This is a genomic window from Burkholderia sp. ABCPW 14 (genome assembly GCF_001523835.1).
In the GTDB taxonomy this organism is placed as follows: domain Bacteria; phylum Pseudomonadota; class Gammaproteobacteria; order Burkholderiales; family Burkholderiaceae; genus Burkholderia; species Burkholderia mayonis.
In genome coordinates this window covers 107,668-129,696 of record NZ_LOVS01000147.1, presented here as the reverse complement: position 1 = coordinate 129,696, position 22,029 = coordinate 107,668, and the positions used below count along the sequence as shown (strand labels likewise).

17 protein-coding genes are annotated in these 22,029 nt (G+C 68.3%); 5 read left to right on the top strand and 12 right to left on the bottom strand.

The window, feature by feature from the left end; genetic code table 11:
• Positions 1-76: 76 nt before the first annotated feature.
• The gene (locus WS62_RS22870) at positions 77-958 is read right to left on the bottom strand and encodes a LysR family transcriptional regulator (RefSeq protein WP_066575611.1); all 882 of its coding nucleotides are present in this window, start codon (positions 956-958) and stop codon (positions 77-79) included.
• A 102-nt stretch (positions 959-1,060) separates the two neighbouring features.
• Between WS62_RS22870 and WS62_RS22865 the strand changes: the two genes are divergently transcribed.
• Positions 1,061-2,659 carry an MFS transporter gene (locus tag WS62_RS22865; RefSeq protein WP_066575609.1) on the top strand — a complete coding sequence of 533 codons (1,599 nt, stop codon included), beginning with the start codon at positions 1,061-1,063 and terminating at the stop codon, positions 2,657-2,659.
• A gap of 83 nt (positions 2,660-2,742) precedes the next feature.
• Here the strand turns inward: WS62_RS22865 and WS62_RS22860 are convergent, their stop codons facing one another.
• The 5 genes from WS62_RS22860 to WS62_RS22840 form a co-directional block, all read right to left on the bottom strand.
• Entirely contained in the window at positions 2,743-4,356 is a 1,614-nt protein-coding gene (locus WS62_RS22860; protein WP_066575606.1) for a methyl-accepting chemotaxis protein, read from the bottom strand.
• A 141-nt stretch (positions 4,357-4,497) separates the two neighbouring features.
• The gene (locus tag WS62_RS22855; protein WP_066575603.1) at positions 4,498-5,973 is read right to left on the bottom strand and encodes a GDL motif peptide-associated radical SAM/SPASM maturase; all 1,476 of its coding nucleotides are present in this window, start codon (positions 5,971-5,973) and stop codon (positions 4,498-4,500) included.
• Positions 5,974-6,048: 75 nt separating this feature from the next.
• Entirely contained in the window at positions 6,049-6,639 is a 591-nt protein-coding gene (locus tag WS62_RS22850) for a DUF1842 domain-containing protein (RefSeq protein ID WP_066575601.1), read from the bottom strand.
• Between the two features lie 52 nt (positions 6,640-6,691).
• Positions 6,692-7,336, bottom strand: a complete 645-nt coding sequence (locus WS62_RS22845) for a DUF1842 domain-containing protein (protein ID WP_066575599.1) — start codon at positions 7,334-7,336, stop codon at positions 6,692-6,694.
• A 90-nt stretch (positions 7,337-7,426) separates the two neighbouring features.
• Positions 7,427-7,618: a DUF1843 domain-containing protein gene (locus WS62_RS22840; protein WP_066493179.1), complete on the bottom strand. Its 192-nt coding sequence runs from the start codon at positions 7,616-7,618 to the stop codon at positions 7,427-7,429.
• On the opposite strand from WS62_RS22840, the gene WS62_RS36825 reads away from it, so the two are divergent.
• On the top strand, positions 7,617-7,841 hold the full coding sequence (locus WS62_RS36825) for a hypothetical protein (protein WP_156441091.1): 225 nt from the start codon (positions 7,617-7,619) through the stop codon (positions 7,839-7,841). The two genes, WS62_RS22840 and WS62_RS36825, sit on opposite strands and share 2 nt — an antisense overlap.
• Positions 7,842-8,361: 520 nt before the next feature.
• Positions 8,362-8,805 carry a PaaI family thioesterase gene (locus WS62_RS22835; RefSeq protein WP_066575597.1) on the top strand — a complete coding sequence of 148 codons (444 nt, stop codon included), beginning with the start codon at positions 8,362-8,364 and terminating at the stop codon, positions 8,803-8,805.
• A gap of 402 nt (positions 8,806-9,207) precedes the next feature.
• Here WS62_RS22835 and prpF read toward each other — a convergent pair whose 3' ends face one another.
• From prpF to prpB, 4 genes are all read right to left on the bottom strand, one after another.
• Complete coding sequence (prpF, locus tag WS62_RS22830; protein ID WP_066575804.1) at positions 9,208-10,398, bottom strand: 2-methylaconitate cis-trans isomerase PrpF; 1,191 nt, start codon at positions 10,396-10,398, stop codon at positions 9,208-9,210.
• A 383-nt stretch (positions 10,399-10,781) separates the two neighbouring features.
• Positions 10,782-13,376, bottom strand: coding sequence for a Fe/S-dependent 2-methylisocitrate dehydratase AcnD (gene acnD, locus WS62_RS22825; RefSeq protein WP_066575595.1), 2,595 nt, complete (start codon positions 13,374-13,376; stop codon positions 10,782-10,784).
• Between the two features lie 73 nt (positions 13,377-13,449).
• On the bottom strand, positions 13,450-14,622 hold the full coding sequence (prpC, locus tag WS62_RS22820) for a bifunctional 2-methylcitrate synthase/citrate synthase (RefSeq protein ID WP_066575593.1): 1,173 nt from the start codon (positions 14,620-14,622) through the stop codon (positions 13,450-13,452).
• 72 nt (positions 14,623-14,694) lie between these two features.
• Positions 14,695-15,588: a methylisocitrate lyase gene (gene prpB, locus WS62_RS22815; RefSeq protein WP_066575586.1), complete on the bottom strand. Its 894-nt coding sequence runs from the start codon at positions 15,586-15,588 to the stop codon at positions 14,695-14,697.
• 214 nt (positions 15,589-15,802) lie between these two features.
• Here prpB and prpR point away from each other — a divergent pair, with 214 nt between their 5' ends.
• Positions 15,803-17,836 carry a propionate catabolism operon regulatory protein PrpR gene (prpR, locus tag WS62_RS22810; RefSeq protein ID WP_066575580.1) on the top strand — a complete coding sequence of 678 codons (2,034 nt, stop codon included), beginning with the start codon at positions 15,803-15,805 and terminating at the stop codon, positions 17,834-17,836.
• A gap of 292 nt (positions 17,837-18,128) precedes the next feature.
• On the top strand, positions 18,129-19,748 hold the full coding sequence (locus tag WS62_RS22805; protein WP_066575577.1) for a methyl-accepting chemotaxis protein: 1,620 nt from the start codon (positions 18,129-18,131) through the stop codon (positions 19,746-19,748).
• Positions 19,749-20,044: 296 nt separating this feature from the next.
• Here the strand turns inward: WS62_RS22805 and WS62_RS22800 are convergent, their stop codons facing one another.
• Positions 20,045-20,869: a class I SAM-dependent methyltransferase gene (locus WS62_RS22800; protein ID WP_066575803.1), complete on the bottom strand. Its 825-nt coding sequence runs from the start codon at positions 20,867-20,869 to the stop codon at positions 20,045-20,047.
• 205 nt (positions 20,870-21,074) lie between these two features.
• Complete coding sequence (gene pip / locus WS62_RS22795; RefSeq protein WP_066575575.1) at positions 21,075-22,013, bottom strand: prolyl aminopeptidase; 939 nt, start codon at positions 22,011-22,013, stop codon at positions 21,075-21,077.
• Positions 22,014-22,029 lie beyond the last annotated feature (16 nt).

Here is a 22,029-nt window from a genome sequence, read left to right as displayed (position 1 = left end):
CTTCATCCCGCGCACACCGCGCACACCGCGACAGCATGCCGCGTGCCACGCACCACGCAAGCGACCCGGCCGCCCTCTAAAGCGTAACCTGCCGCACGTACCGCACGAACGCGCGCACGGCGGGCGCCTTCTCGTGCTTGCGATACGCGAGCGCCACTTCCGACGGAATCGGCTTGCCTTCGATCGGCCGATACGCGACGCCCGGCAGCGCGATGCAGCCGACGAGCGCCTGCGGCACGACCGCGACGAATCCGCTGACCGACACGTACGCGAGCACCGCGACAAGCGCGCCCGGCCGCGCGCCGACGATCGGCTCGAAGTGCCCGCGGCGCGCGACTTCGAGCGTGCCGAACGCCTGCTCGGGCACGACGAAGCGCTCGCCCGCGAGCGCAGCCGGCCGGATCGACGCGCGCTTCGCGAGCGGCAAATGCTCGGGCACCGCCGCCACGAACACATCGCGATGCACGGTGTGCATCAGCACGCCGTCCGGCAGCGGCAGCGGCGGACGCACGTACGCAACGTCGAGCGTGCCGGCGTCGAGCTGCGCGGCGACGTCGTCCATCGACACCTCGCGCACGTTGACGCCGATGCGCGGATGCGCGTCGCGAAACGTCCCGACCGTGCGTTGCAGCACACCCGAGTATGCCGCCGACGACACGTACCCGACCTCGATCCGCCCGATCTCGCCGCGCTCGGCGAGCGCCGCCAATTCCCGGCCGCGCGCGAGATGCGCGAGCGCCGCCTCGGCCTCCTCGACATAGACGGCGCCCGCCGCGCTCAACGCGACCGAGCGCCGCGTGCGATGAAAGAGCCGCACGCCGAGCAGCCGCTCCGCGTCCTGGATCAGCCGCGTCAGCGCGGGCGGCGCGACGTCGAGCTCGTCCGCCGCACGGGTAAAGTGCAGATGCCTGGCGACGCAGAGAAACGCGCGGACGTGGCGTAGTTCGAGGCGATCCATTTATTGCTCCCTGGTGCAATAAAGATGAATTTATGTGTCAATGACTGGCAATAGTCATTCAGCCTAACATGCCGCTCTCCCCCTCGCATCACGGTATCCGGCATGCACGACGCTTCTCCTCGCCCCGCTCCCCTCGAGCCTATCCTTCGCGTATCGAACCCCGCCGCAACGGAGCCCGCGCAGCCCCACCGCAGCACCCCATGGCGCGCGCTCGCGACCGCGTCCGCGACCTGCTCGCTGATCGTGCTCGACACCAACGTCGTCGCGGTGTCGCTGCCGTCGATCGCCCGCACGTTCCATGCGAGCTTCGCGGACATCAAGTGGGTCGTGAGCGCGTACATGACCGCGTTCGCCGCGTGCCTGCTGCCGGCGGGCGGGCTCGCCGACCGCGTCGGCCGCAAGCGCGTGCTGCTCATCGGGCTCGCGGTGTTCTTCCTCGCTTCGCTCGGCTGCGGGCTCGCGCCGACGGCCGTGTTTCTCAACGTCGCGCGCGCGGTCAAGGGCGTCGGCGCCGCGATGCTGCTGACCTCGGCGCTCGCCGCGATCGCGAACCGCTTCCCCGACGGCCCCGACCGCGCGCGCGCATGGGCGATCTGGGGGATGTGCATGGGGATCGCGACGACGATCGCGCCGCTCGTCGGCGGCGCGATCGCGCAATGGGCCGGCTGGCGCTGGATCTTCCTGCTGAACCTGCCGGTGTGCATCGCGCTCGCCGCGGCGGTCTGCGCGACGATCGACGAATCGCGCGATCCTCACGCGAAGCGCATCGACGCGCCGGGCAGCCTGCTGTTCGGCTCGGCGCTCGCGGTCGGCATCTGGGCGCTGATCGACGCGCCGTCGCACGGCTGGTCGGCGCCCGGCACGCTCGCGCGCTTCGCGGCCAGTGCGGCGCTTTTCGTCGCGTTCGTCGGCGTCGAGCGCTGGCAGCGGCGGCCGATGATCGACCTCGCGTTGTTCCGCGAGCCGCGCTTCGTCGGCGCGCTGCTCGCGATGTTCGGCTACGCGGCGTGCGCGCAGGTGATGATGACGTTTCTGCCGCTCTATCTTCAGATCGGCTTCGGGATGTCGGCGATCGGCGCGGGGCTCGGCATGCTGCCGTTCGCGCTCGCGATGATCGTCGGACCGTCGCTCGGCGCGGCGCTGTCGGCGCGCGCGCCGGCCGCGACGGTGCTCGGATGCGGGCTTGCGCTGATCGGTATCGGGAATTTCGCGACCGCGGCGCTCGCGGGCGCGTCGCATTACGGGCTCGTCGCGCTCGGGATGCTGATCACCGGATGCGGCGCGGGCATTCTGAACGGCGACACGCAGAAGGCGATCATGGCGTGCGTGCCGCCGGAGCGAACCGGGATGGCGTCCGGGATCAGCACGACGACGCGCTTCTCCGCGATCGTGACGTCGGTCGGCGTGCTCGGCGCCGTGCTCGCCGCGCGGACCCACGCGGCGCTCGTGCGGCGTGTCGCGGGCGCGCCGGACCTGCTCGGCGCGCTCGACCCGCACTTCATGTCGAGCCTGCTCGCGGGCGACCTCGCGCAGGCGACGCGCGGCCAGCCGCCGCAGATCGGCGCGGCGCTCGCGCGGCTCGCGCCGGCGGGCTTCGCAAGCGGCTTTTCGGTCGCGCTGTGCGTGAGCGGCGCATTCGCGCTCGTCGCGGCCGTCGCGGTGCGGCTGCTCGTCGGCGCAACGCCGAAGCGAGCCGCATGAGCGCGGCCACGCCGAGGCGAGCGCGGGACGCCGGATGACGCGCGGCCCGTCGTGCCGATGCCGCGCGCCCGGCGCATTCGAGACTACGCGCGCGCGAGCCGCGGCTCGGCCGCGTCGCCGCGCACCGCGCCGCCGGCCGGCCGGCGTTCGCGCGCGTCGCCGAGCTCGAACACCGAGACCGACTGCTGCAATTGCTCGGTCTGCTCGTTGAGCGAACCGGCCGCCGCCGCGACTTCCTCGACGAGCGCCGCGTTCTGCTGCGTCAACTGCTCCATCTGCGTGACGGCCTGGTTGACCTGCTCGATCCCCGCGCTCTGCTCGATCGACGCGGCCGTGATCTCGGTCATCGTCTGCGCGACCCGCTCGATCGACGCCGACACCGAGCGCATCGCCTCGCCCGCACGCTCGACGAGCTCCGAGCCGCCGTCGATCTGCGCGACCGACTCCTCGATCAGCGCCTTGATCTCCTTCGCCGACTGCGCGCTGCGCTGCGCAAGCGCGCGAACTTCGCCCGCGACGACCGCGAAGCCGCGCCCTTCCTCGCCCGCGCGCGCCGCCTCGACGGCCGCGTTCAACGCGAGGATGTTGGTCTGGAACGCGATCCCGTCGATCACCGCGATGATCTCGGCGATCCGGCCCGAGCTGCGCGCGATCCCGTGCATCTTGTCGATCACGTCGTCGACGATCGCGCCGCCGTTCTTCGTCGCCAGCAGCGCCTCGTCGGCGAGCGTGCTCGCCGCGCGCGCGCCGTCGCTGTTCTGGCGCACGGTCGCCGTCAGCTCCTCCATGCTCGCCGCCGTCTCTTCGAGCGACGCGGCCTGGCTCGACGTGCGCGCGGACAGGTCCGCGTTGCCGCTCGCGATCTCCGCCGCGCCGAGGTGGATCGCGTTCGACGCGTTGCGCACGGTGCGCACGGTTCCCGCGACGCTCGCCTGCATCTCGGCGAGCCCGCGCAGCAAGCGCTCGATTTCGTGGACGCCGCGCGGCGTCACCCTCCCGTCGAGGCGGCCTTGCGCCATCCGTTCGAAGTGCACGCCCGCCTGCGCGAGCGGCGCGACGACCGCGCGCCGCGCAACGACGTAGATCCCCGCGATGCACGCGAGCATCAGCACGAGCAGCACGGCGCCGACCGTCTCGAACCACCGCATCCCGGTGTCGATCATGGCGAGCGCGTGCTGGCTCGTCTTGTTGCTGAATTCCGAGAACGTGCGCAGCTCGCCGAGATAGGTGTCCTGGATCTCCTGCGTCGGCTGATCGAGAAACGCCTGCATGTTGTTGGTTTCGAGAAATTGCGTGAGATCGACGAGCGCCGCGTGGTACTTGCGGTAGCGATGGGTGAGCGCGGCGGCGCGCTCGGTGTTCTCGGCGCTGATCGTCGGCGCGGCCGTGAAGCCGGCGTATGCGCGATCGGCGAGCACGAGCTGGTCGCGCACATGCTGGAGCGTCTCGGTCGGCATCGGATCGCCCTTCACCATCCGCGTGCTGGCGCGGGACAGGTTGGTGCGGGCGTCGAGCATGTACTGGGTCGCGAAGGAGGCGGCATCGACCTGCTTGATCGCGACGTTGGACAGATCGTCGACATTGCGGCGCGACTCGGACAACGACCAGAAGCCGAGCCCTTCGACCGCGATCAGAAACAGGCAGAACACGACGAGCACGCCGAGCAGGCCGGATGCGAGCTTGATTTTGCTGAACATGAATTTCCGTTAGAGCCAAGAAGAAGTACTGCCTTGGCTTTAGCGGCATTTCGGCGGCGGACTTGAGCGATCACGCATGCGGCGTGTGGACTCTCCGATCGCTCGCGGCCCGCCGACCCGCACCGGGCGCGCCTGCACGCGTCATGCGCCGTCGAACGTCGACGCCGGCAAGCCCAGCAAGCGCTCGAGATCGTTCATCAACGTGTGCCGGCGTTTCGTCTCCTGCTCGTGCGTTCGCGCCGACGCTTCGATATCGCCGCCGCAGTGCGGACAGGTCTGCTCGCTCGCATGCACGTAGCCGTCGCAGTTGCGGCAGAGCTTCAGCTTCGGCGGCACGCGTCCGACGTCCGGCGAACGCTTGCCCTTGTTCTTCCACGCGAGCTCGATCACCTGCCCCGAGCGGACGATGCTCGACACCGGCTCGCCGTCCGCGATGCGCTCGGTCACGAGATCGAAGCGGCCCACCGCGAACGACGCGGAGCCGGCCTCCTCGACCTTCGCGATCCGCTCGCGCAGCCCCTGCTTCTGCAACTCGAGCACGCGGTAATGGCAGTACGGATTGTTGCCCGGCTTGCCGAGCAGCGAGTGCGACGTCCACGTGCAGCCGCCGCGGCACACGTCCGCGTAGTAGCAGCTCCGGCAGAAGCCCCACAGATCGTCGACCGACCGCAGCCGGCCGAAATGGATCCCGTCGCTCGTGCGCCAGATGTCTTCGAGCGACAAGTCGCGCACGTTGCCGCCCGAGAAGCCGACCGTCGCGAGCGACGGGCAGCCCTTCACGGTGCCGTCCGCTTCGAGCGCGATCACGGTCTGGCCGGCCGCGCAGCCCGTCCAGTGCACCCGTTCGTCGCCGAAGCCGCGCCACAGATGCTCATACGGGCCGTAATAGCCGATGTTGTTGCCGACGTTCATCAGCAGGCCACGGCTCAGGCCGTTCGTATACAGCTTCGCGAGCAGCGGCATCAGCTCGGTCAGCCGATACGGCTGCAGCAGCAGTTCGTCGTTGTCGACCGCGTTGCCCATCGCGACCGTCAGCTGGATCTGCCAATGCGTCGCACCGAGCTCGATGATCGTGTCCATCAGCGCGGGCAGATCCGCCATCGTCTGCGCGCCGATCTGCGTGTTGACGCTCACCGCGAGGCCCGCGTCGTGCGCGCGCCGCAGCGTGTCGACGGCCCGGTCGAACGCGCCCGGCACGTTGCGCACCTTGTCGTGCAGCGGCGCGAGCCCGTCGAGCGACACGCCGACGCCGTTCAGGCCGGCGTCGATCGCTTCCGCGAGGCGCTTCGGCGTCAGGTTGCGGCCGCCCGTCTGGATCGCGCAATACATGCCGTGCGAGCGGATCGCGCGAATCAGCTGCGTCCAGTCCTTGCGCAAGTACGCTTCGCCGCCGATCAGCGAAACCTCGCGCGTACCGAGCCGCGCGAGCGACTCGATGACTTCGAGGCATTCGGCGGTGCTAAGCTCGTTCGTCCGCCGATGGCCGGCCCGCGAGCCGCAGTGCAGGCATTTGAGATCGCAGGCCAGCGTGATTTCCCAAACGGCATGAACCGGGACGAAGCGTTGATAGTCGCTGTCGCTCAGGTAGCGGGCCGGACGCGCGTCCGTTGTGCTCATGTCGATGTCTCCTCGTGACCCAGCCGGCGCCGCACGCACGGGCATGCCCGCGCGTGCGGCGCCGGCCGTTTCGGCTCAGCGGCGCGGTTCCAGACGCGCGATTTCCGCTTCGAGCTTCGACAGCTCGGCGGCAATCGCGTCATGATCGGCGAGCTGCTGCTCCGCCTGCTGCACGAGCGCCTTCATCCGGCTCAGGTCGCCGGACGCCCGCGCTTCCTGCAGACCGACGCCGTACAGCGGCACCACGTGCTCATGCGCGGGCTCGAGCGGGATCAGCGAGTTGTCCTTCGTCACGATCGCGTGCTCGATCGAATGCCAGCGACCGTCGTCCAGGTACCGGTAGTTCGCCGTTCCCGATTGCCAGTCGTCATGCAGCAGGCCGTTGAGTTCCAGTATCACCACCTGCGGCGCGATCGGCCCCGTCGGGCTGCCCGTGATGCTCAGCGCGATCGACGGCGGCGACTGCGGATCCAGCCTCACTTGATGGAACTGTCCGGTGACGCGCGCGCGGAAATGCGGCGGCGGATAGATCGACTGGGTGATGCGTGCGAAGCCCGAGACGGTCTTCTCGAACGTATTCACGAGCAGGTACAGCCAGAGGACCGGCGCGCCGAGATTGGGCGTCGAGACACGGAGTTGGACAGGAAAGAGACCGGTAGTAGCCATGGCGTTAGCTCCACGAAGATGAACGAACGATGTCGATGCAAGGCCGCGCCGCTCACTGCCGGCTTTCGAGCTTGGCGATTTCCGCCTTGAGCGCGTTCAGCGCGGACGCGATGTCGTCGCGGCTTTCCAGTTGCTGCCGCGCATAGGAAGCGAGCGTCTTCATGTGCGCGAGATCGCCGGACGCAGTCGCATACTGGATCGTCGCTGCGTACATCGGCATCGGTCCGTACGCGCTTCGCGCCGCTTCGAGGATGACCGGGCCGGGCTCGAGCGGCACCACTTCCGGATCGGCCTTGACCGGCACGTTCTCGACTTCGTGCCAGGTGCCGTTCGAGTAGTAGCGATATGACGCGACGCCCGACTTGCCGTCGCCGCGCAACAGCAGCTCGGCGTAGAACGTGATGAACGGTGCGCCCTGGCCGGCCTGGCCGACCTGGCCGCCCTGCAGCGAAATCTGCACGATCGCGCCGCGGCCGTCGCGGCGCGGCGGCGGGCCGAGCCGGAATACGTAGGTGCCCCAGACTTCGGCGCGGAAGTTGAGCGGCGGGTTCACGGCCTGCGAGATGGTCGCAGTGCCGACGACGCTGCGCTCCGTCGTATCGACCACCAGGTTGAGCGCGAGCTGCGGCGCGCCGGGGAGCCCGGTGCCGACGTTGTAGCGAACCGGAAAAAGACCGACGCGTAGATCTTCGGACATGTGAGTCTCCTTGATGCGAGTGGTTGAACGACGACGAAACGCTGAATCGCCGCCATGACGAAGCGACGAACGGCGGCGGCGGACTCGCGGCTACTTCTTCTGTTCGAGCCTGGCGATCTCGGCCTCGAGCAGCTCAAGCGCGGCGGACAGGTTGCCCTGCTGGCTCAGCAGCGCCTGTGCCTGCGCACGCAGCGTCTTCATCTGCGCGAGATCGCCGCCGGCGATCGCCTGGTGGATCGCGACGCCGTAGGGCGTGATCGGATGACCGGATGCTTGATTCATGTTGTTCCTCCTGAAAAAGGACGACGGCCGACAGCCCCCTGATCTCTCCTGCAACGGCGATGTGCGTCCGGCTGTCGTGGATCTGCAGGATCGGGAATTTCGTCGATGGATGACGCGTTTCCCGCGAAGCGGCGGCACGGTGTCACGCACCGTGCCGCTTGCCGCCCGTGATTTGCCATTAGTTATCCTTCTGAACCGGCGCGTCGTTGTTCTATGGCGGTAACGCGGTCGTCTCCGTGCGTCCGCCGGTTCGGCGGGACGCATCTACCACTATGCGTCGAATGGTCTGCGTACTAAGGTTAGGTCGCCTGTGCGCTTTCGCTATCTACCAAAACTGGTAGTGGTCCGCCGGCCGGCCGCGCGACTCGCCGATCGCCAGGCGACGATGCGTCGTTCGCTGAATGCCCCGCCACGATTGGCTCACGGTCGGCGCGCGGGTGGCGCACGATCGGCGCAAGATCGGCGGCCGTTCGGCGATTCACCCGCGCGCCGCGCCTGACGTACCGCGGCGGCATCGTCCGGCGCCGCCGAATCCGAACGCGCGGCCGCGCCGCCGCCGAAACCGAGCTTCGACGCAATTCGGCGAACAAACCTCTCCGCTAGTGCGCCGGCACGACGAATTTCCTTGCGTATCGCGCGCCCCCTTCCTAGAGTGGAGCGCAAAGAGCCGGATTGCATCGGCGGCGCGCGCATCGCGCCGCATTGTTCAACGTATCAATTCAATCGATAGCGAGGGAACGTCGATGACCGACATCGTGGATCACGCGCGCGGCGCCCTGCGCGCGCAACCCTTCAGCATGCTGCTCGGCACCGAGCTCGTGCACATCGGAGGCGACGAGGCGTCGCTGCGCCTGTCGATCCGCGACGAGCTCAGGCAGCAGTACGGCTTCGTCCACGGCGGCGTCATCAGCTATCTCGCCGACAACGCACTGACGTTCGCCGGCGCGCTCGCGCTCGGGCCGCGCGTCGTCACGGCCGAATACAAGATCAATTACCTGCGCCCGGCCGTCGTCGGCACGCTGATCGCGCGCGCGAAGCTGGTTTATGCGGGACGGAATCAGGCGACCTGCCAGTGCCACGTATTCGTGATCGACGGCGATCACGAACGGCTCGTCGCGGTCGCGCAGGGCACGATCAATCGGGTCGGAGACGGGCGCGAGACGGGCGCCGTCGAAGAAAAGGCGTAGCGTGCCGCCGCGCCATGCCCGGCCGCCACGCCCGGCCCGCGACGGCCGGACATGGCGGCGGCGCCGGCCGGGCGCGGGCGATGCGGGCGGCGAGAGCCGCGCGCGCGATGTGGCGGGCGGCGGCGGCGCCGCGGAACCGTTGCGGCGAGCATCCGAATAGCAGGAAGTCGGGCTACCCGCATGCGGGATCATCGAGACGCGGGCCCGATGCAGGGCCACCGAAGTACCGGGCGATCGGAATGCCGGACCATCGACATATCGAGCCACCGGAGCGCCCGGACGCCAGTACGCCCAAGCACCCGACCTCGCGAACGCCGGCGCTCCGGCAAGTCGAAATGCCGAAATGTCGAAATGCCGAAATGCCGGAACGCCCGATCACCGCATTGCCAAAGCGCCGAAACGTCAGAACGCGTCGCCCGGCACGCGCACCCAGCCTTCCATCAGCACGCGCGCGCTGCGGCTCATGATCGCCTTCGTGACGACCCATTCGCCGCCTTCCTGCTTCGCCTGAGCGCCGACGCGCAGCGTGCCCGACGGATGACCGAAGCGCACCGCGTCGCGCGCGCCGCCGCCCGCCGCGAGATTCACGAGCGTGCCCGGAATCGCGGCCGCGGTGCCGATCGCGACGGCGGCCGTGCCCATCATCGCGTGATGCAGCTTGCCCATCGACAGCGCGCGCACGAGCAGGTCGACGTCGGCGGCCGCGACGCGCTTGCCGCTCGACGCGACATAATCGGCCGGCTTGGCGACGAACGCGACCTTCGGCGTGTGCTGACGCGTCGCGATTTCGTCGAGCGACTGGATGAGCCCCATCCGCAGCGCGCCGTGCGCGCGGATCGTCTCGAACATCGCGAGCGCCTTCGCGTCGCCGTTGATCGCGTCCTGCAGCTCGGTGCCGGTGTAGCCGATCGCATCGGCCTCGACGAAGATCGTCGGAATCCCCGCGTTGATCATCGTCGCCTTCAGCGTGCCGACGCCCGGCACGTCGAGATCGTCGACGAGGTTCCCCGTCGGGAACATCGCGCCGCCCGCGCCGTCCTCGTCGGCGGCCGGGTCCATGAATTCGAGCTGCACTTCGGCCGCCGGGAACGTGACGCCGTCGAGCTCGAAGTCGCCCGTCTCCTGCACCGCGCCGTTCGTGATCGGCACGTGCGCGACGATCGTCTTGCCGATGTTCGCCTGCCAGATCCACACGGTCGCGACGCCGTTTTCCGGCACGCGCGCCGGATCGATCAGGCCGCCCGCGATCGCGAACGGGCCGACCGCCGCCGACAGGTTGCCGCAATTGCCGCTCCAGTCGACGAACGGCTTGTCGATCGACACCTGGCCGAACAGGTAATCGACGTCGTGACCGGGCCGCGCGCTCTTCGCGACGATCACCGTCTTGCTGGTGCTCGACGTCGCGCCGCCCATCCCGTCGATCTGCTTGCCGTACGGATCGGGGCTGCCGATCACGCGCGAGAGCAGCGCGTCGCGCGCGGCGCCCGGCGCTTGCGCGGCCTCGGGCAGGTCCTGCAGCCGGAAGAACACGCCCTTGCTGGTGCCGCCGCGCAGGTAGGTCGCGGGAATTCTGATTTGAGGGATGTGAGCCATCTTCATGTTGTCCTGTGTCGACCGGAGTTGGCGCTTTAGCGCTTATGTCGCCCTGAGTTAGTGCTTCGGCACTTATGTCGACCTGAGTTAGTGCTTCAGCACATATGTCGACCTGAGTTAGTGCTTCAGCACTTACTCGGGTCCCATGCTTCGCACTCGGGTCCCATGCTTCGCACTCAAGTCCCATGCTTCGCACTCAAGTCCCATGCTTCGCACTCAAGTCCCATGCTTCGCACTCGGGTCCCATGCTTCGCACTCAAGTTCTATGCTCGCACTCAAGTCCCATGCAAAGCGCGTGACTCGGGTCCGTTCACCCGCGCGGCGAACGGGCCCGTGAAGCGACGCGTCGCCGCATCGCCCGACAAAGACGCGTCACCGCGCCGTCATGCCGCCTGCGACGATTCGAGGAAATCCTGCGCGAAGCGCTGCAGCACGCCGCCCGCGTCGTAGATCGACACTTCCTCGGCCGTATCGAGCCGGCACGTGACCGGCACCTCGACGCGCTCGCCGTTCTTCCGATGGATCACGAGCGTGAGATTCGCGCGCGGCGTGCGCGCGCCGATCACGTCGAACGTCTCGGCGCCGTCGATGCCGAGCGTCGCGCGATTCGTGCCCGGCTTGAACTCGAGCGGCAGCACGCCCATCCCGATCAGGTTCGTCCGGTGAATCCGCTCGAACCCTTCGGCGACGATCGCCTCGACGCCCGCGAGCCGCACGCCCTTCGCCGCCCAGTCGCGCGACGAGCCCTGGCCGTAGTCCGCGCCCGCGATCACGATCAGCGGCTGCTTGCGGTTCATGTAGGTCTCGATCGCTTCCCACATCCGCGTCACCTTGCCGTCCGGCTCGACGCGCGCGAGCGAGCCCTTCTTCACGGCGCCGTCGACGACCGCCATCTCGTTGACGAGCGTCGGGTTCGCGAACGTCGCGCGCTGCGCGGTCAGGTGGTCGCCCCGGTGCGTCGCGTACGAATTGAAGTCCTCTTCGGGCAGGCCCATCTTCGCGAGATATTCGCCCGCAGCGCTGTCGGCCATGATCGCGTTCGACGGCGACAGGTGATCGGTCGTGATGTTGTCGCCGAGCACGGCGAGCGGACGCATGCCCTGCAGCGTGCGCTCGCCCGCGAGCGCGCCTTCCCAGTACGGCGGACGGCGGATGTACGTGCTCTGCGGCCGCCAGTCGTACAGCGGCGCGGCGCGCTCGCCGGCGTCGGCCGCGCGCGCGAACATCGGCTCGTAGACCGCGCGGAACTGCGCGGGCTTCACGCTCGACGCGACGATCGCATCGATTTCCTCGTCGGTCGGCCAGATGTCCTTCAGCGTGACCGGCTGGCCGTCCTGGTCGTGGCCGAGCGCGTCTTTCTCGATGTCGAAGCGGATCGTGCCCGCGATCGCGTACGCGACGACGAGCGGCGGCGACGCGAGGAACGCCTGCTTCGCATACGGGTGGATGCGGCCGTCGAAGTTGCGGTTGCCGGACAGCACGGCGGTTGCGTACAGGTCGCGATCGACGATTTCCTGCTGGATCGCCGGATCGAGCGCGCCGGACATGCCGTTGCAGGTCGTGCACGCGAACGCGACGATGCCGAAGCCGAGCTTCTCGAGATCGGGCAGCAGGTTCGCTTCCTTCAGATAGAGCTCGACCGCCTTCGAGCCGGGCGCGAGCGAGCTCTTCACCCACGGCTTGCGCACGAGGCCGCGCGCGTTCGCGTTGCGCGCGAGCAGCGCTGCGGCGATCACGTTGCGCGGGTTGCTCGTGTTCGTGCAGCTCGTGATCGCGGCGATGATCACCGCGCCGTCCGGCATCCGGCCGGGCGTTTCTTCCCACTGGCCGGCGATGCCGCGCGCGGCGAGCTCGGAGGTCGGCAGCCGCTTGTGCGGGTTCGACGGGCCGGCCATGTTGCGCACGACGGACGACAGGTCGAACGTCAGCGTGCGCTCGTACTGCGCGTGCGTCAGGCTGTCCGCCCACAGGCCGGCCGCCTTCGCATACGTCTCGACGAGCGTCACCTGCTCGTCGCTGCGGCCGGTCAGGCGCAGGTAGTCGATCGTCTGCTCGTCGATGAAGAACATCGCGGCCGTCGCGCCGTATTCGGGCGCCATGTTCGAGATCGTCGCGCGATCGCCGAGCGTGAGGCTCTTCGCGCCGGCACCGCGGAATTCGAGATACGCGCCGACCACCTTCTCCTTGCGCAGGCATTCCGTGAGCGCGAGCACGACGTCGGTCGCGGTGATGCCGGGCTGACGCTTGCCGGTCAGCTCGACGCCGACGATGTCCGGCAGCCGCATCCACGACGCGCGGCCGAGCATCACGTTCTCCGCCTCCAGGCCGCCCACGCCGATCGCGATCACGCCGAGCGCGTCGACGTGCGGCGTGTGGCTGTCGGTGCCGACGCAGGTGTCCGGGTACGCGACGCCGTCCTGCGCGTGGATCACGGGCGACATCTTCTCCAGATTGATCTGGTGCATGATGCCGTTGCCGGGCGGGATCACGTCGACGTTCTCGAACGCCTTCTTCGTCCACTCGATGAAGTGAAAGCGGTCCTCGTTGCGGCGATCCTCGATCGCGCGGTTCTTCTTGAACGCGTCCGGATCGAAGCCGCCGCATTCGACGGCGAGCGAGTGATCGACGATCAGTTGCACCGGCACGACCGGATTCACCTTCGCCGGATCGCCGCCGCGCTCCGCGATCGCGTCGCGCAGGCCCGCGAGATCGACGAGCGCCGTCTGGCCGAGGATGTCGTGGCACACGACGCGCGCCGGGAACCACGGAAAATCGCGTTCGCGCTTGCGCTCGACGAGCTGTTTCAGGGAATCGGCGAGGATCGCCGGGTCGCAGCGGCGCACGAGGTTCTCGGCGAGCACGCGCGACGTGTACGGCAGGGTGTCGTACGCGCCCGGGCTGATCGCGTCGACGGCGGCGCGCGCGTCGAAGAAATCGAGCGACGTGCCGGGCAGGGGTTTGCGGTTGGCAGTGTTCATTGCGTGGGGACGGACTGGGTAACGATCGTCGCGAAACGGCCGGGCGTCGAGCCCGGCCGCCGCATGCCGCCGATCAGCGCTTCTCGATCGGCACGAACTTCAGGTCTTCCGGGCCGGTGTAGTTCGCGCTCGGGCGGATGATCTTGTTGTCGATCCGCTGCTCGATGATGTGCGCGCTCCAGCCGGACGTGCGCGCGATCACGAAGAGCGGCGTGAACATCGCGGTCGGCACGCCCATCATGTGATACGACACCGCGCTGAACCAGTCGAGGTTCGGGAACATCTTCTTGATCTCCCACATCACCGATTCGAGACGCTCGGCGATGTTGAAGAGCTTCAGGTCGCCCGCTTCCTTCGACAGCTTGCGCGCGACTTCCTTGATCACCTTGTTGCGCGGATCGGAGATCGTGTAGACCGGGTGGCCGAAGCCGATCACCACTTCCTTGTTCTCGACGCGGCGGCGGATGTCGGCTTCCGCTTCGTCGGGCGTGCGGTAGCGGTTCTGGATCTCGTACGCGACTTCGTTCGCGCCGCCGTGCTTCGGCCCGCGCAGCGCGCCGATCGCGCCCGTGATCGACGAGTAGATGTCGGAGCCCGTGCCGGCGATCACGCGGCCCGCGAACGTCGATGCGTTGAACTCGTGCTCCGCGTACAGGATCAGCGATGTGTGCATCGCGTCGACCCACGACTTCGACGGCGTCTTGCCGTGCAGCAGATGCAGGAAATGGCCGCCGATCGAGTCGTCGTCGGTTTCGGTCTCGATCCGCTTGCCGTTGTGCGAATAGTGATACCAGTACAGCAGCATCGAGCCGAGCGACGCCATCAGCCGGTCCGCGATGTCGCGCGCGCCCGGCAGGTTGTGATCGTCCTTCTCGGGCAGCACGGTGCCGAGCAACGACACGCCCGTGCGCATCACGTCCATCGGATGCGCGGACGCCGGCACCCATTCGAGCGCCGCCTTCACGTTCGCGGGCAGTCCGCGCATCGCGCGCAGCTTCGTCTTGTACGCGGCCAGCTCGGTGACGTTCGGCAGCGTCTCGTGCACGAGCAGATGCGCGATCTCCTCGAATTCGCTTGAGCCGGCGATATCGAGAATGTCGTAGCCGCGGTAATGCAGATCGTTACCGGTCTTGCCGACCGTGCACAGCGCCGTGTTGCCCGCCGCGACGCCCGACAGCGCGACCGACTTCTTCGGCTTGAAACCGCCCGCGGCGCTCGTTGCTGCTGCTTCCTTTGTCTCGCTCATCCTTACACTCTCCTGGGGTTCGAATCCTTGAATCCTTGAATCCTTGAATCCTTGAATCCTTGTATCCGTGCTTCAGTTGCGGCCTTGGCTGAAGAGCTGGTCCAGCTTGTCTTCGTATGCGTAATAGCCGAGATATTCGTATAGCTGCGCACGCGTCTGCATCGTCGGCACGGCGGCCTTCTGCGTGCCGTCGCGGCGCACCGTCTCGTAGAAGTTCAGCGCGGCCTTGTTCATCGCGCGATACGCGCCGCAGCAATACAGCGCGATGTCGACGTTCGCGCCCTTCAGCTCGTCGATCGTGAAGAGCGGCGTCGAGCCGAACTCGGTCAGGTTCGCGAGGATCGGCACCTTCACCGCTTCCTTGAAGCGGCGGTAGTCGTCGAGCGTCTTCATCGCTTCGGGGAAGATCATGTCCGCGCCCGCCTCGACGTACGCGATCGCGCGCTCGATCGCCGAATCGATGCCCTCGGCCGCCGCAGCGTCAGTGCGCGCCATGATCACGAAGGTCTCGTCGGTGCGCGCGTCGACGGCCGCCTTGATCCGGTCGACCATCTCGCCCGTCGGCACGCATTCCTTGCCCGGACGGTGGCCGCAGCGCTTCTGGCCGACCTGGTCCTCGAGGTGCACGGCGCCGACGCCCGCCTTGATGAACGAGCGGATCGTTCGCGCGATGTTGAACGCGCCGCCCCAGCCGGTATCGATGTCGACGAGAAGCGGCAGGTTCGTCGCGTTGGTGATGCGGTTCGCGTCGACGAGCACGTCGTCCATCGTGCTGATGCCGAGATCGGGAATGCCGAGCGAGTTCGCGGCGACGCCGCCGCCCGACAGATAGACCGCCTTGAAGCCGACCGCCTCGGCCATCTTCGCGGCGTACGCGGTGATCGCGCCGACCACCTGCAGCGGCTGCTCGGCCGCGACCGCCGCGCGGAATTTCGCGCCGGCGCTGATCAGTTGTGGGTTGCCCATCGACTCCTCCTGAAAGATGCTCGTAAGTAGCAAGGTCCGGGCCAAGTCGTTCGCCGGCCGCTAACTTGCTGATTCTGCGCGCATTCCATGCTCGGCGCTCACATCAGATGATTGCAATATCGAAATTGAAATTCCATATTTGAAATCCAGGCGCGATAATGCGGATCGTCATCCATCCGTTCGAGCGCCACGCTCGTTCAGCCTTTCATTCAGCATGAGCACCCTACCCGAAACCGGCGTGCGGCCGCGCGTCTGGGCGGTCGGCATCAGCCGGCTGCGCGCGTTGTTTCGCGACATCGCCGACGAATACGAAGAGCGCGCCGACCTGCGGATCGTCGCGCGCGGCTACGAGGAGGCGATCACCGCGCTCGCGACGGCGGGCGCCGAGCGCCCCGACGCGATCGTCGCCGCCGGCTCGAACGGCACCTATCTGAAGGCGCGCGTGCGCGTGCCTGTCGTGCTCGTCAATCCGACCGGCTTCGACGTGATGCATGCGCTCGCCCGCGCGCGGCGCGACGCGACGCGAATCGCGCTCGTCAGCTACGGCGAGACGCCGCCCGAGGTGCGCAGCTTCGCGGCCGCGTTCGGGCTCGACGTCGCGTTCGCGTCGTACCAGAGCGCGCAGGAAGCGCAGACGCGCGTGCTCGAGATGCGCGATCGCGGCATCGAGACCGTAGTCGGGCCGGGGCTCGTCACCGATCTCGCCGCGAACGTCGGGATGGGCGCCGTGTTCCTCTACTCGCACGCGTCGGTGCGCGCGGCCGTCAACACCGCGCTCGAAGTCGCGCACGCGACGCACGGCGAGGCGCTGCGCCGCGAACGCCTCGACAACCTGTTGCAGCATCTGCGCGACGGCGTCGTCGCGCTCGACGGCGAGGGCCGCGTCGAGGCGATCAACGAGCGGCTCGCGCTCGCGCTCGGCGTCGAGCCGTCGGCCGCGGTCGGCCGCGCGCTGCACGACCTGACACCCGAGCTGCGCACGTTGCGCGCGGCCGACGGCGACACGCTCGCGACCGTGCGCGGCGTGCGCTACGTCGTCCATCGCGGCCCGCTCGCCGCGAGCGCCGGCGCACCGGGCAGCGTGCTGACGTTCCAGGAATCGCGCGCGGTCGAGCGGCTCGACCGCACGCTGCGCTCGCATCAGCACGCGCAGCAGTTCACCGCGCGCTACCGGCTCGACGACGTCGTCGGCGCATCGCCCGCGATCGCGCACGCGCGCGATCTCGCGCGGCGCTACGCGAAATCGGACGCGACCGTGCTGATCCTCGGCGAGAGCGGCACCGGCAAGGAGATGATCGCGCAGAGCCTGCATGCGCTGTCCGCGCGCCGCAAGTATCCGTTCGTCGCGGTGAACTGCGGCGCGTTTCCGGAAGCGCTGCTCGAAAGCGAGCTGTTCGGCTACGAGGAAGGCGCGTTCACCGGCGCGCGGCGCGGCGGCAAGGCGGGGCTCTTCGAAGCCGCGCACCGCGGCACGCTGTTCCTCGACGAGATCGGCGAAATGCCGCCGTCGCTGCAAAGCCGGCTGCTGCGCGTGCTGCAGGAACGCGAAGTCGTGCGCGTCGGCTCGACCGAGCCGATTCCGATCGACATCCGCGTCGTCGCGGCGACGCACCGGCCGCTCCTCGCGGCCGTCGAAGCGGGCACGTTCCGCGCGGATCTGTATTACCGGCTGAACATCCTGAACATCGGGCTGCCGCCGCTGCGCAAGCGCGCGGCCGACATTCCCGCGCTCGCCGCGACGCTGTTGGCGCAAGCCGCGCGACGCGAACCGCGGCTCGCCGAGCGATTGCGCGACGCACACGACGCGGCGCGTGCGCTCGAAGCGGCGAACGCGGCGCTGATGCGCTATCGGTGGCCCGGCAACGTGCGCGAATTGCAGAACGTGATCGAGCGGATCGCGGTGGAGCTCGCCGATGCGGCCGTGAGCGTCGACACGTTGCGTGCGATAGCGCCCGAGGTGCTCGCGGCCGATGCGTTCGCAACGGGCGGCAACGGCGGCAACGGCGGTGACGACGATGCCGATGTTGGCGACGGTGATCGCGCCGCGCCAGGTCCGACGCTCGTGCAGCGCCGCCGGCGCGCGGAGGCGGACGAAATCCGCACCGCGCTCGACGCATGCGGCGGCGATCGCGATCGCGCGTGCGCGATGCTCGGCATCAGCAAGACGACGCTGTGGCGCAAGCTCGCCGCGGACGAAGGGAAAGCGCGCGGCGTTCGGGGCGGCGGGAAGGGCGGCGGCGGCGCGTGACGCTCGCGTTTCGCGTTTCGCGTTTCGCGGTTTCATGGCGGCGTTCTTTCACTCCGGCTTTTGAGTCATTCTGATTGCCGCTCGTGATTCGCCATTCGTCGTTCGCGACGTGCGAAACGCGAGCGGCGGCGCGCGCGCATCGCGCGACGGAACGCACGTTCCAGTCCTTTTCGGCATTCGCGATTTACATCGATACGCAGCTATTCATCTGATTTAAGGAACACGCGGTCGCGCCGATAACCAGCCATCGCCAGCAGGCGACACCGCATTCCCCAGCCATTCCCGAGGTCAAATGAAGCTCCGCCGCAAAATCCCCCTTGCCTTCGCGGCAGCGCTCGTCCTGACGTCCGCCGGCGCGTTCTACGGCATCCACGCGCTCAATCGCTCGCTCGACACGTACGGCACGACGGTCCAGCAGAACGTCGCGAACGAGCGGATGGTGTCCGCGACGCTCGTTGCATTCAAGCTGCAAGTTCAGGAGTGGAAGGACACGCTGCTGCGCGGCAAGGACCCCGCGAAACTCGACAAGTACTGGAGCGCGTTCCGGCAGCGCGAACAGACTGTCGATGCGCTCGCCGCCGAACTGAAGTCGAAGCTGCCCGACAGCGAGAGCCGCCGGCTGATCGAGCAATTCGCGTCGGCGCACGCGGAAATGGGGCAAGGCTATCGTAAGGGCTTCGAAGCGTTCAAGGCATCGGGCTTCGATCCGTCCGCCGGCGATCAGGCAGTCGCGGGCGTCGATCGTGCGCCCGCCGCGCTGCTCGAAAAGGCCGCGCAGGGCATCGCCGCCGACAGCGCGCGCGTATCGGCCGATGCCGCAAGCGACGCCGTGCGCGCGACGACGGTCGGCATCGTCGCGACGCTCGTCGTGTTCGCGCTCGCACTCGGCGGCGGCGTGTGGTTCAGCGGCACCGTGGCGCGTCCGCTTGCACACGCGCTCGCGTGCGTGCGCCGGATCGCGACAGGCGATCTGTCGACGCCGATCGATGCGCGCGGCGACGACGAGATCGCCGAACTGCTCGCCGGGCTGAAGGACATGCAGGCGAGCCTGTCGCACGTCGTCCGCGACGTGCGGCACAACGCCGACGGCGTCGCGACGGCGAGCGCGCAGATCGCGTCGGGCAATCTCGATCTGTCGTCGCGCACCGAGGAGCAGGCGGCATCGCTCGAAGAAACGGCCGCGAGCATGGACGAGCTCACGTCGACCGTGCGCCGCAATGCCGAGCGTGCGCAGCATGCGTGCGCGGTAGCAGGCGCGGCGTCGACGACCGCGACATGCGGCGGCGACGTGATGCGGCAAGTCGTCGACACGATGCACGGGATCGCGGACAGCTCGAGCAAGGTCGCCGAAATCATCGCGGTGATCGACGGCATCGCGTTCCAGACCAACATCCTCGCGCTGAATGCGGCCGTCGAGGCGGCGCGCGCGGGCGAGCAGGGGCGTGGCTTCGCGGTCGTCGCGGGCGAAGTGCGCACGCTCGCGCAGCGCAGCGCGACGGCCGCGCGCGAAATCAAGACGCTGATCGAGCAATCGACGGAGCGCGTCGGCGCGGGCTCCGCGCTCGTCGGCGACGCGGGGCGGATCATCGGCGAGATCGTCGGTTCGGTGCGGCAGGTGACGGACATCGTCAGCGAGATCGCGTCGGCGTCGAACGAGCAGAGCGTCGGCATCGAGCAGGTCAACCACGCGGTCGCGCAAATGGACAACGTGACGCAGCAGAACGCGGCGCTCGTCGAAGAGGCGTCCGCGGCCGCGCATGCGCTCGCCGAACAGGCGCGCGCGCTGCACGGCGCGGTGGCGGTGTTCAAGCTGCATGGCGACCGCGCCGCCGAGCGCGACGCTGTGCGCAGCGCGCGCGATACGCGGCAGCCCGCCGAGCGCGATTTGCGGCCGGCGGAGGCATTCGCTTGAAGGTGAAGCGATCGGCGCGGCGAAACGCCGGTTGGACGCGATCTGACACGGATCGTGTGCGACGAAGCGCGCGCGCGTTGCCGCTCCGTCAGCGGGCAGTATTTCGGTAAAGCGTCATTGGCCGCCGCTCCATCGGCCGTCTAACGATGCGCGCGTCGACCGCCGCGGCTCGACTCCAATGCGAACGCACATGCACGCTTTGTCGCTGCGTCTGGATTCGCGCATGCAACGCACGCCGATGCTTCGAATCCGATGTGACGTTCGCCGGCGCGCCGCCCCTACGCATCGCTCCGACGCTACATGCACGGCTTGCTCGCGATGAAGTGAAACCACGCTTCGTCGCCGAGATCCTGATCGCGCCGCAAAGGCTTGCCGGTCGAGCCGCCGAACGCCGCGCGCAGCCGCAGGCCGACGTCGGCGAGCTGCCGCTGCTGCGTCGCGAAATCGGTATACATGATGAGTATCCCGAACTTGTGCGCGGCGCACACCCGCATTGCATAACCGTCGAACGCTCGATTGAAACGCGAATTGCGGAAATAGTTGAACACGCCGATCGGCAGCGAATACGCGATGCGCGCCGCGTCGAGCGCGATCGAAAGCGGATTCGCCGAGCGCCGCGGCAGGCGAATGAGCCGTGACGGCCCTTCGCGATAGCTCGGCCCCGCGAGATTGTGCGTCGAGAACAGCGCGAAGCCGCCTGGCCTCAGCACGCGCGCGAATTCCTTCAGGATCGACATCCGGCCGTCGTGATCGACGGCGTCGATGCCGTTGTAGCTGAACACGATGAGCGAGAAGCGCTCGTTCGCGAACGCCCGCATGTCGCGCGCGTCCATTCGATGGACGCGCGTGCCCGGGTGATTGCGCCGGCAGATCTCGACGAGCTCGGGCGTGTAATCGACGGCCGTGTAATCGGCGCTGATCGCCTTCAGCATCGGCACGGTGCGTCCGCCGCCGACGCCGACGTCGAGAACCGGCTCGTCGCGCACGCGCTCGGCGATCCACGCGAGCGCCGCCGCCTCGCCCGGATCGGTCCAGCCGATTGCGCTCCCGTACCCGCGAAGCGCACTGCGGCTGCGCCAGACAGCCTGATTGATGCGGTCCTGCACGAACCCTTCGCCCACGATTCCCCCCTCTTCGCCGACCGCTCCGGCGAATTGCCGCACTTCGTTGAACTCACTTCGAGTATTGTCACCGGACCGGGCGCGTCTCTGTACTACGGCTTACATTGAAGGAGATTTCGAAGGAAGCTTCGAAGCGGCGCGCATCGAACGCGCCGCTTTGCGATTCGGCGGCGACGTCAATCGCGCGCCTGCGCCGGACCGCGAATCAGCGCGCCCGCGCAAAGCGATCGGTGGCCGCGATCAGTGCACGCAGGATGCCCGGCTCGTCGTACGCGTGGCCCGCATCGGGCACGATCTCGAACGACGCCCTCGGCCACGCCTTCGCCAGCTCCCACGCGGTGCGGGCAGGCGTGGCGACGTCGTAGCGTCCTTGCACGATCACGCCCGGGATGTCCGCGAGACGATGCGCGTCGCGCAGCAACTGCCCTTCTTCGATGAAACCTTGATGAACGAAATAATGATTTTCGATGCGGGCGAACGCGAGCGCGTAATGCGCGTCGCCGAAATGCGCTTCGTGCGCGGGATTCGGCAGCAGCGTGATCGTCCGGCCTTCCCAGACGCTCCACGCGCGCGCGGCTTCGAGCTTCGCCGCTTCGTCGTCGCCCGTGAGGCGGCGGCGATAGGCGGCCATCATGTCCGAGCGCTCGGCAAGCGGAATGGGGGCGACGAATGCTTCCCAGAGGTCCGGGAACAACCACGACGCGCCTTCCTGGTAATACCAGAGCAGCTCCGACCGGCGCACCGTGAAAATGCCGCGCACGACGAGCTCGCTGACGCGCGCCGGATGCGTCTGCGCATAGGCGAGCGCGAGCGTGCTGCCCCACGAACCGCCGAACACGAGCCAGCGCTCGACGCCGAACCTCTCGCGCAGCCGCTCGATGTCGTCGACGAGATGCCATGTCGTGTTGTTGTCGAGACTCGCGTGCGGCGTCGAGCGGCCGCAGCCGCGCTGGTCGAACAGCAGCACGTTGTAGCGCGCGGGATCGAAAAGACGGCGGTGATCGGCGTTGCAGCCGCCGCCCGGGCCGCCGTGCAGGAAGACGGCCGGCTTGCCGTCGGGATTGCCGCAAAGCTCCCAGTACACGCGATGGCCGTCGCCGGTGTCGAGGAAGCCTTGTGCATAGGGTTCGATCGGTGGATACAAGGGGCGCTCCGGATAA